This is a genomic window from Thermoplasmata archaeon, from assembly GCA_036395115.1.
In the GTDB taxonomy this organism is placed as follows: Archaea; Thermoplasmatota; Thermoplasmata; order RBG-16-68-12; family RBG-16-68-12; genus RBG-16-68-12.
Genome location: DASWDU010000019.1, coordinates 1 through 9,529, shown reverse-complemented (window position 1 = coordinate 9,529; position 9,529 = coordinate 1). Strand labels below are relative to the sequence as shown.

At 67.5% G+C, this 9,529-nt stretch carries 10 protein-coding genes; 7 read left to right on the top strand and 3 right to left on the bottom strand.

The window, feature by feature from the left end; genetic code table 11:
- Both VF992_04665 and VF992_04660 read left to right on the top strand, forming a co-directional pair.
- Positions 1 to 204, top strand: a 204-nt coding sequence (locus VF992_04665) for a hypothetical protein (GenBank protein HEX9340446.1), incomplete at its 5' end; no start/stop codon positions are given.
- Between the two features lie 98 nt (positions 205 to 302).
- A complete protein-coding gene (locus tag VF992_04660) occupies positions 303 to 2,315 on the top strand; it encodes a CPBP family glutamic-type intramembrane protease (protein HEX9340445.1) in 2,013 nt (670 codons plus the stop codon).
- On the opposite strand, the gene VF992_04655 is transcribed toward VF992_04660, so the two are convergent.
- Positions 2,312 to 2,695 (bottom strand): RNA-binding domain-containing protein, encoded by a 384-nt coding sequence (locus VF992_04655; GenBank protein ID HEX9340444.1) that lies wholly within the window; start codon positions 2,693 to 2,695, stop codon positions 2,312 to 2,314. The two genes, VF992_04660 and VF992_04655, sit on opposite strands and share 4 nt — an antisense overlap.
- A 95-nt stretch (positions 2,696 to 2,790) precedes the next feature.
- On the opposite strand from VF992_04655, the gene VF992_04650 reads away from it, so the two are divergent.
- The 3 genes from VF992_04650 to VF992_04640 are packed head-to-tail and all read left to right on the top strand — an operon-like array spanning position 2,791 to position 6,086.
- Entirely contained in the window at positions 2,791 to 4,272 is a 1,482-nt protein-coding gene (locus VF992_04650; protein ID HEX9340443.1) for a DNA-directed DNA polymerase II small subunit, read from the top strand.
- A gap of 42 nt (positions 4,273 to 4,314) precedes the next feature.
- Complete coding sequence (locus VF992_04645) at positions 4,315 to 5,031, top strand: metallophosphoesterase (GenBank protein HEX9340442.1); 717 nt, start codon at positions 4,315 to 4,317, stop codon at positions 5,029 to 5,031.
- 47 nt (positions 5,032 to 5,078) lie between these two features.
- Positions 5,079 to 6,086 carry a S26 family signal peptidase gene (locus VF992_04640; GenBank protein ID HEX9340441.1) on the top strand — a complete coding sequence of 336 codons (1,008 nt, stop codon included), beginning with the start codon at positions 5,079 to 5,081 and terminating at the stop codon, positions 6,084 to 6,086.
- A 4-nt stretch (positions 6,087 to 6,090) separates the two neighbouring features.
- Here VF992_04640 and VF992_04635 read toward each other — a convergent pair whose 3' ends face one another.
- On the bottom strand, positions 6,091 to 7,323 hold the full coding sequence (locus tag VF992_04635; protein ID HEX9340440.1) for an ORC1-type DNA replication protein: 1,233 nt from the start codon (positions 7,321 to 7,323) through the stop codon (positions 6,091 to 6,093).
- A gap of 321 nt (positions 7,324 to 7,644) precedes the next feature.
- On the opposite strand from VF992_04635, the gene VF992_04630 reads away from it, so the two are divergent.
- Positions 7,645 to 8,196: a hypothetical protein gene (locus tag VF992_04630; GenBank protein ID HEX9340439.1), complete on the top strand. Its 552-nt coding sequence runs from the start codon at positions 7,645 to 7,647 to the stop codon at positions 8,194 to 8,196.
- Here the strand turns inward: VF992_04630 and VF992_04625 are convergent.
- Positions 8,146 to 8,955 (bottom strand): NAD+ synthase, encoded by an 810-nt coding sequence (locus VF992_04625; GenBank protein ID HEX9340438.1) that lies wholly within the window; start codon positions 8,953 to 8,955, stop codon positions 8,146 to 8,148. The genes VF992_04630 and VF992_04625 overlap by 51 nt on opposite strands.
- 90 nt (positions 8,956 to 9,045) lie before the next feature.
- On the opposite strand from VF992_04625, the gene VF992_04620 reads away from it, so the two are divergent.
- The coding region (locus VF992_04620) for a methyltransferase domain-containing protein (GenBank protein ID HEX9340437.1) at positions 9,046 to 9,529 on the top strand (484 nt) is incomplete at its 3' end.

The window sequence follows — 9,529 nt, the reverse complement described above, 5'->3', positions numbered from 1 at the left end:
CAGATCAACGCAGGCATGAACATCCTGAAGACCGCCTTGGCCTCGAACGAGGCCTTGGCAAGGGCTGTACGGTTCCGGCCCGGTGCCCTCCGCCATGATGTCGTGAGTCCCCTCTACGACCTCCTCCGTGAAGGAGGAGGCGCACGGGAGGAGCCGAGCGGAGTGGAGTTGCAAGCGGGCGTGATTCCATCACCCGATTTGTGACAGAACCGCGGCCCTCACCGCACCACGTCCTCGCATACCGCTCCCTGATTGTTCGCGGACCGCACCATTAAATATCGCGGACCCCTCGTTGGGCGCCGATGCAGTGCCTCCGGTGCGGGGCGACGTTCGAGGGGTCGTTTTGCCCCCGGTGCGGGACCCCAGCGCCGGCCATGCCCCCGCCCGTCACGGACGCGGCCGCCCCCGGATGGCCATGCCCCCGATGCGGCACCGTGTACCGGGGCCACTTCTGTCCGCGCTGCGGCCTGCCGACCGCCGCCTGGGCGTACCGGCCGCCTCCGAGTCCTTCCGGCGGTCGTTCGGTCCTCTCGATCCTGTGGACCCTCGCGATGGTCGGCTTCCTGGTCCTCGCGCTGACGGACTTCGCCGCGCTGCTCTGGAGCCCCACGTTGGTCGTGCCCGGCATTCAGGGCATCCAGTCCGGAGAGACCGTGAACAGTGGGCTCGACTTCGATGGGAACTGGAGCTTCTTCCCATCCGGGGGAGCGACGTCCGCATACCAGAGCATCGGCGGGAATCCCGGAGGATACCTCGAGATGACCTTACCGGCGGGCGCCCGGGGGTTCTGGATGCAAGAGTTCCAAGTGGCCGGCTCGCTCCCCTTCGCCGCAGCGGTGCAGCTCGACATGCTGGTCACGGGCCCTTTGACGTCCGGACAGCTGCTCGTTTCCGTCGACTCGTCGCAGACGAATCCCGATCCGCTGGTCGCCGTCGGAATCGTGAACTTCACGGGCCCGACGCCGTGGATCACGACGCCGCAGTTCGACGCCGGGGAGCGGCTTCTGACACCGAACACCCCGTATTACCTGAAGGTCGCGTTCAACAACCGAGGCTCGTCCGGTCCCGTGACAATCGGCTTTGACAACATCCGACTCCGGTGGACGACGGACGCGAGCGTCTTCCTCTACCTGCCGCTCCCCGCCCCGATCGTCGTGTACCGAACTCAGAACATGGCGCTCTTCCTGGCGTACTACGGTCTCATCGTCCTCGCCATCCTCGTCGCCGGCGGCTACTATGCGTCCGCGGAGCGAAGACCGACGTGGGAGGCGATCCGCGCCCCACTGCAATCGATCGGCACGCGGCTCCGGAGCGGCAGCGCGTGGATCGCGATCGCGCAGGTCTGGATGGCCGTGACGTTCTTCCAGCTCGCCTTCATCCTCGTGATCGAACTCGCCGGCATCAATCCCACGAATCCGATCAACGAAACCCTGGATAACGCGTGGGTGTTCCTGTTCGAACTTGCGAACGCTGGCGTCTATGAGGAACTCGCGTTCCGCGTCCTCTTGATCGGACTCCCGATGGCGCTCGGGTCCATCGCCCTCCGCATCATGGAGATGAATCGCGGTGGCGCGGAGCACCCACCCGGATTCGCGGGGCGCCATGTCGTCGGCAGCTTGCGGTACCTGCTCGGCGGCGCCGTGCGGGCCGATTCGCCCCGCGAGACGCTCGTGGCGGCGTGGGCGTTCCTCGTCGCGAGCTCCGCGATCTTCGGCCTCGCGCACGGACCCGGGTGGGGATGGTGGAAGGTCGTCCCCGCGATGGTCGCCGGCCTCGGGTTCGGGTACCTGTTCTTGCGGCACGGCGTCGGAGCGGCGATACTCGCCCATTTCGTGAACGACTACATCGACTCCCTGTACTTCGAAGGCATCGGCGGGGAGGCGACCCTCCTGCTCACGGAACTCCTCGTGCTCGGCCTCGCGGTGGCCGGCGCCGGGTTCTTCGCCTGGTACGCGCTCCACGCCACGAAGCGACTCCAGGAACTCGTGCGGCGGTTCCGCCCGCCGGTCCAAGCACCGCCCGCCGTGCCCGTCCCCCCGTACCCGGCGACGGTGCCGCCCGCCGCGCCGCCCACGGGATTCCCGCCTCCCAGTCCGCCCAACCTGGCGTGGCCGCCCGCCCCGGCCTCCTCGGCCATGGCGCCGGTCGCCACGGTCCGGGACCGAGCCCACATCCCCCGCGACTATACGCCGACGTACGTGCCGCCTCCCTACGGCTACCCGCCCGTCCGATTCCAGTGTCCGAACTGCGCATGGGTCGAGGCCCGATACGAGGCTGGCCGCTTCACGTGCACGCGGTGCGGCCGGACCGCCTAGGTCTTGGCCTTCGGCTCGACGGTGCTCTCCGCGACGTCGTCGATCACGGCCGAGAGATCGTCCGATTCGATCTCGACGCGGATGTCGCCGAGCGGCGAGGCCGTGCCGAAGCTCACGACGCCGACGAACGCCGCTTGTTTGTTCAGGTCCACGACGGTCCGGTCCCCATGACGGCCCGCAAGGAACTGGCGGCGCGCCGTGTCGCGGATCCGCTGACTCCGAATCCGGTCCCGCAGGCGGTCGAGCGTTTCCGTCGTGCCGACGACGCGGTCCGCCTGCGCCTGCAACGCGACGTCGGGGAAGAGGTTGCGGATCGCGGCGGACACCTTCTCCGCGCTCTCCGTCGCCTGGAGAGGGGCCTCGACCCGGACTCGGAGCATCGGAGCGGATTCGTCGGTCCGCCTATAATTTTCTTCGGACGACGTCTCGAACGCGACGAACCCTTTTTATTCGATGGCGTGCCATGGGCCGGCGGATGCGCGAGGAACTTTTGGCGTTCGTGAGCCGCCGCGGAACGCTGCTCGAGCCGGATGCGGTCGAGTTCCTCCTCGGCCAGAGGGATCCGATGGCGCCCCTCCAAGCGTTCCTCGAGACGTGCTCCGAGCCGCCGTTCGTCGTGACGCTCCATGACGTCGCCGAGGCGGGGACGATCGGCCAGCAGGCGGCCGTCCGGGCCCAGCCCCTCCCGGTCGTGCCGGTCGTGCGCGCACAGGCATCCGTCCCCGCCTCGTTCCGACGGGAGGGCGAGCCGGCGGTCGGCCGCGACGCCGACGTACGGATCCTGCGGGACATCACCGGCCGCTCGACGTGCGAGGGCACGTTGGAGGATTTCACCCGCTACTTCCGCCACCGCTTCCAGGTCCTCCGGCGGCTCCTCGCCGGCCGTCGCGAGCTCGCGGGGGCGCAAGACATCGCGAAGGCGCGCAAGTCGACCCGAGAGGTCCGGATCATCGGGATGGTCGCGGACGTCCGGACGACGAAGAACGGGCACCGCGTCCTCGAGCTCGAGGACGAATCGGAGACGATCCCGGTCCTCGTGCCCGCCGACTCCGACCTCGCCGCGGAGTCGGTCGTGATGGACGAGGTCGTCGGCGTCGTCGGGACCGCGAACGACCGCGGCCTCCTGATCGCGCACGCCCTCGTGCGGCCGGACATCCCGACCACGCGCCCGTTCCGCGGGACGAACGGGCACGTCCGCGCGGCCTTCATGTCGGACATCCACGTCGGCAGCCGCACGTTCCTCGAGGACAAGTGGTCGAAGGTGTCCGCGTGGCTGGGAAGCGACGACGAGGTCGCGCGGTCCGTCCGATATCTCGTCGTGAGCGGGGACGTCGTGGACGGGATCGGCATCTACCCGCGGCAGGACGAGGAGCTCGCGATCGACGACATCTACGGGCAATACGAGGCGCTGGCGGCGATGATGGCCGCCTTGCCCGACCGGATCGCGGTCGTCATGAGTCCCGGGAACCACGACGCCGTGCGTCCCGCCGAGCCGCAGCCGGCGCTCCCGACGTCGATCCAGAAGCTCTTCGACTCGAACGTCACCTTCGCGGGCAACCCGTGCCTCATGAGCCTCGAGGGGGTCCGCATCCTCTCCTACCACGGGCGGAGCATGGACGACCTCGTGTCCGCGGTGCCCGGGCTGAGCTACCACCGGCCGATCGATGCAATGAAGGCGATGCTGCGGATGCGCCACCTCGCGCCGATCTACGGCGGCAAGACGCCGATCGCTCCCGAGGCGGAAGATCACCTGATCATCGACGACGTGCCCGACGTCTTCGCGACGGGCCACGTCCACTCGGTCGGCGTCGACGCGTACCGCGGCGTCGTACTCGTGAACGCGTCCACGTGGCAGGCGCAGACCCCGTACCAGAAGATGCGAAACATCAATCCGATGCCCGCCCGCCTTCCGATCGTGGACCTCGCGACGGGGCAGGCGGTCATCCGGGAGTTCTGAGCGCGGGATAGGTTCATCGACGCGGTGGGCCTTCGGCGGCCCGTGCGGATCGCGGCGGTCGGGGACGTGCACGGCCATCGGGGCCTCGAGTCGGTCCGATCCGATTTGGAGCGCCTCGGTCCGACCGATCTGTTCCTCCTCGCCGGCGATACGACGGACCGGAACGACCTCGACGCCTTCGAGGCGGTCCTCCGGGCGATCCGCGAACGGGTCCGCGCACCCATCGCGGCGGTCTTCGGGAACAACGAGTACGAGGGCGACCATCCGACGTACGTCGCGCGCTTCGCCGACCGGTACGGCGTGCGGTTCCTCCGGGACGAGCCGGCGGTCTTCGAATCCGAGGGCGGACGAGTGCGGATCGTCGGCAGCACGGGGAGCCTCGACCGCCCGACGTGGTGGCAGCGAAAGAACCTCCCGCACCTCGCGGACGTGTACCTTCGGAGGATCGAGATCCTCGACGGCCTCCTCGCGGCGGACGATGGCCCCGTCCTGCTCACGCACTACCCGCCGACCTACGCGACGATGGGTGGCGAGAAGGATGAATGGCGACCGGAGCTCGGATGCAAGGCGCTCGAGCCCGTCCTCCTGCGGCGTCGGCCGGCGCTCGTGATCCACGGACACATCCACAAGGGAATCCCGTTCGCCGAGCTTCGACCGTCGTCGGTCCGGCTCGAGGATTTCGAGGGAGCCGCCGCCTCCATGCCGATCCACAACGTCGCGTACCCGGTCCGACGGACGGTGTCGACGTTCGACATCTGATCAGGCCGCGTGGTTTATGAGGCCCGCCCCCTTTGGCCGGCGGGCCCATGCCCCGAGACGACCCGGAGGACGACGAGGCCCCGCTCAGCGCGTGGAAGGGGCTCGCTCGAGATCTCCTCGTGGCCGGGCTCATCGTCGCGATCTTCCTCGCCGCGATGTACGCCTACGCGGGCACATGGCCGCCGCTCGTCGTCGTCGAGAGCTGCTCGATGCAGCACTCGGGCGACCCATCATGCAGAAACAGCGAATCGTCCCTCGGCGTGATCGACACGGGGGACATGGTGTTCCAGCAAGCGGCGCCGACCCGTTCGTCCGTGACGACGTACGTGGAAGGACGCGGGAGCGGCTATTCCACGTACGGGGACTACGGCGACGTCATCATTTTCAACCGGCCCGGGAACCCGACACCGGTCATCCACCGCCCAATCCTCTACGTCACCGTGTACATGGACGGCACCGCGGACGCGCTCGACATCGGAAACCCGTCCTTCAGGGACTGGGAAGCGACGAACAGCACCGGTCCGACGACGGATCCGCACCACCTGCTCACCCTCACGATCCACCGGATGGGCTTCGGCGGCGACCTCGGGATCACGTTCAACTTTCCCCGCGACTTCGCGCGGTTCGCGCCTCGGTCCGGATATATCACGATGGGGGACCACAACGCGTACGCGTACTGTTCCATCAGGAAGGATCCGTGCCAGGGCACCGTCCCGTACGACACGCAATGGATGCCGCAACAGCCCGACGTGCTCGGACGCGCCCGGGGGGAACTCCCGTGGTTCGGCCTGCTCAAGCTGATGCTGCAGCCGACGGACTCGTGCTGCCCCGGCGGCTGGGGCGATTCGGCCGCGCCGAACAATAGTTGGAACGCCCTGCTCGTCAGCCTGATCTTCCTCCTAGCGCTCCCGTTCCTCCTCGAGATCGCGGGCCGCGCGTGGACGAAGTACGTGGGCCCGCACCTGCCGGAGATCCGGTGGCCGTGGCGGCGGAAGGCGCGCACCTCCAAGGACGACCGCCGCGACGGGGACGAACCGGGACGTCGCGCGCGCTGACCGATCAGAGCAGGGTCGTCTGGACTTTGAGCCGGTATCCGCGGACTTCGCCGAGGACCTCGTCCTTCTCGAGCACCTTCCGCACGTCGAGGGCCGGGACGGACGACTGGATCTCCTTCGTCCGACCGCCGCGGCCGAACGAGCGCACGCGGGCGTGGACGAGCCCGAGCATGTCGAGCTCGGAAATCAGGTCCGTCACGCGGCGCTGGGTGAGCGGGCTCACGCCCGTCTTCCGGCACAGGTCCCGGTACGTCGTGTAGACATCGCCCGTGGTCAGCGTCACGTTGCCGATCTCCTCGTTCAGAAGGATGCCGAGCAGGATGAGCTTCGACTGTGTCGGGAGGCTCTTCACCGCCTCGATCACCGTGTCGAGTTCGATCTTGTTCTTCGCCCTCTGTACGTGCTCCTCCGTGATGTGCTCGTCGCTGGCGCGCTCGGCGAGTTCCGCGCTCACTCGGAGCAGGTCGAGCGCGCGCCGCGCATCGCCGTGCTCCTGCGCCGCGAGGGCGGCGATCAGGTGGAGCACGGAGTCGTTCGCAATCCCGTTCTCGAACGCGAGGCGGGCGCGCTCCGAGAGGATGTCGTACAGCTCGTCCGCATTGTACGGCGGGAAGACCATCTTCTCGTCCGCGAGGCGGGAGCGCACGCGCGGGTCCAGATACTCCGTGAATTTCAGGTCGTTCGATATCCCGATGAGCGAGACGCGGGCCTTCGAGAGGTCGTCGTTGATCTTCAGCAACTGGTAAAGGATGTCGTCCCCGTTCTTCTGCACGATCTTGTCGATCTCGTCGAGCGCCACGATCACGACGCGCTTCTCCTCATCGAGCTTCTCGAGCAGGAGGCTGTACACTCGGTCCGTCGACAGGCCCGTGAACGGGATGCGCTGATGCAGGTGCTCGATGAACTTGTTCCCGATCGACTGCAGCACGCCGTACGGCGTGTCGACGATCTCGCAGTTCAGGTAGAGGTACTGGACCATCCGGGCGACGTCGGCCTTCCGGAACTCGTTCTCGATGTACTTGACCACGGCCGTCTTCCCGGTGCCCGTCTTCCCGAAGATGAGGACGTTGCTCGGCCGCTCGCCTTTCAGGGCATTCACCAAGATCTGCGCGAGTTGATCGATGTGGCCCTCCCGGTGTGGGAGCCGCTCCGGGAGGTACGACGGCCGCAGGATCTCCCGGTCCATCTTGAAGATCGCACGGGTCCCAAGGTACGGTTGGAAGATGCTTTCTTCCATATGCTCCCGCTCCCCCAAAGCAGAAGGTATGTTTCACACGCGTCCTCTCCAGGGAAATCGCGCGCGGAGGGGCGGGTATCCTCGGGCCGCACAAAAAGGTTTGTGACGGGAACGTGCGACATTGTCGTCGTCCGCGAGCGCGATTTTTATTCGAATCCCACTATGATTGATACCATATTGAAAGTTCAATCTCGACGCGACACGACGTGCGTCCGCGCGTCCGGAGCCGAGGAGACGCCCGTGAAATTTCGACGACGCAATTCCGTCTTCCGCCCCGACGCGCGCCATCACGCTTATCCGAAGCGTCGGCGTCGGGGGCGCGTGGAGAAGCGGCTCTCCTTCCCCTATGGCCGCACCCTGGTCGTGGGTCGGTTCGTCGCGTTTGCGAGCCTCATCGTCCTGGTCGCCGTGGCCGTCGCGTTTCTGCCTTCTCTGTCCGTGGGCCCGGTGGCGGTCCTCGCCGTCCTCCTGGTCGCGTACTTCGTCCTGTTCGCCGTGTCGCCGCTCCTCACGGAACACTGGATCACCCGCTCGCGACTGATCGTCCGTCAAGGCTGGTACTTCCGCGCCGTCATCCCGTTCACGGGCATCGAGACGATCCGCGCGCTCGACGAGATCGGCCCGTTCCGCGCGCCGCTCGGACTCCACCGGCCGTTCGGCCAGCCGGCGCTCTTCGTCACGGGCGGCCGCACGAACCTCGTCTCGCTGCGGCTCTCCCGCCCCCGGCGGTTCTGGCAGTCGTTCGGATTCAGGGCGAGCGAGATCGTGTTCGACGTCATCGACCGCACGAAATTCCTCGCGGCCTTGGAGGAACGCCGAGGACTATTCGCGCCAGTCGAGGCCCACCGTGCGGATGCCGACCTTCGGGATTAGCGGCATCTTCCGTTTGTGGACGCTCGAGGCGACGAGGCGTCGGACGTGGTTCACGTGGTCCAAGGGCACAGCGGCCTTCTCCGCGATCGCCTCGGGCTCCAGCTCCAGCTCGATCCCCAGGAGGATCCGATCGAGCTCGTCGTACGTGATGCCGAGTTCGCCTTCGTCCGTCTGCCCCGTCCACAGACCCGCCGTCGGCACCCTGTCGACGATTTCCGGCGGCAGGGCAAGGTGGCGGGCCATCTGATGCACCTGCGTCTTGTAGAGGTCGCCGATCGGGAGGAAGTCCACACCGCCGTCCCCCCACTTGGAGAAATATCCGCAACAGATCTCGGACTTGTTCCCCGTGCCCATGACGATGCGTCCTTCCGTATTCGCGATGTAGTAGAGGACGACCATCCGGGCGCGGGCGCGGATATTCCCGAGGGCGGTGCGGCCGGCGCCGGACGCGTTCAGCTGCCTCTCGATGGCGGCCACGATCGGCGCGATCCCGACAACCCGAAACTCGATGCCGAGCCCCTTCGCGAACTTTCGGGCGTCCCTGAGATCGATGCCGCCTTTTCCCACGGGCATCGCGACCGCCAAGACGCGCGCCGGGCCGAGCGCGTCGGCGCACAACCTCGCGACGAGGGCCGAGTCGACGCCGCCACTCAACCCGAGCACGACGCCCTTCCGGCCGCTCTCCCGGATCGAGGCGACGATGAACGCTTGGATGATGAAGACCTGTTCCTCTTTGAATCGCGGGACCAGTTCGGCCACGAGAAGCGGAACCTTCGGTGCGGTCATAAACCCTTGTGGCGTCGCCGCGGCGCGAAGCCTTAATCCGGACAGCCCTCTTGGCCGCGGCCCGTGAACGCGAACGAGGCGACGCTCGTCTGGGTCGACGAGTACAGCCGGATGGCGGAGGCCTACGACGCGAACGTCGCGCCGCGGTTCGAGCCGATCACCCACGAGGTCGTGCGCCTCGCGGACCCGAAGCCGAACGAGCTCTTCCTCGACGTCGGCACGGGCACCGGCCTGCTGGCGTGCGTGCTCGCGCCGCGGGTCCTGCCGCAAGGCGTCGTCGCGATCGACCTCGCGGATGGCGCGATCTCCGTCGCGAGCTACCGCGCCGGGAACGCGGGGATCCGGAACATCCGGTTCGAGATGCTCGACTCCCGGAACATCGTGTACCGGGGCAAGCTGTTCGACGGCGCCGCGAGCAACCTCGGGATCCCGGGCCTCGGATACGACCGGGTGTTCCAGGAGGTTCGCCGGGTCCTAAAGCCGACCGGCCGGTTCGTCTTCAGCGAGTGGCCGACGGACCCGACCCCGTCCTTCGCCGCATTCCGGG

Coding starts and splice junctions, on each gene's coding strand:
- VF992_04660 (HEX9340445.1), top strand. CDS start 303: ATGCAGTGCCTCCGGTGCGGGGCGACGTTCGAGGGGTCGTTTTGCCCC.
- VF992_04655 (HEX9340444.1), bottom strand. CDS start 2,695: ATGCTCCGAGTCCGGGTCGAGGCCCCTCTCCAGGCGACGGAGAGCGCG.
- VF992_04650 (HEX9340443.1), top strand. CDS start 2,791: ATGCGCGAGGAACTTTTGGCGTTCGTGAGCCGCCGCGGAACGCTGCTC.
- VF992_04640 (HEX9340441.1), top strand. CDS start 5,079: ATGCCCCGAGACGACCCGGAGGACGACGAGGCCCCGCTCAGCGCGTGG.
- VF992_04635 (HEX9340440.1), bottom strand. CDS start 7,323: ATGGAAGAAAGCATCTTCCAACCGTACCTTGGGACCCGTGCGATCTTC.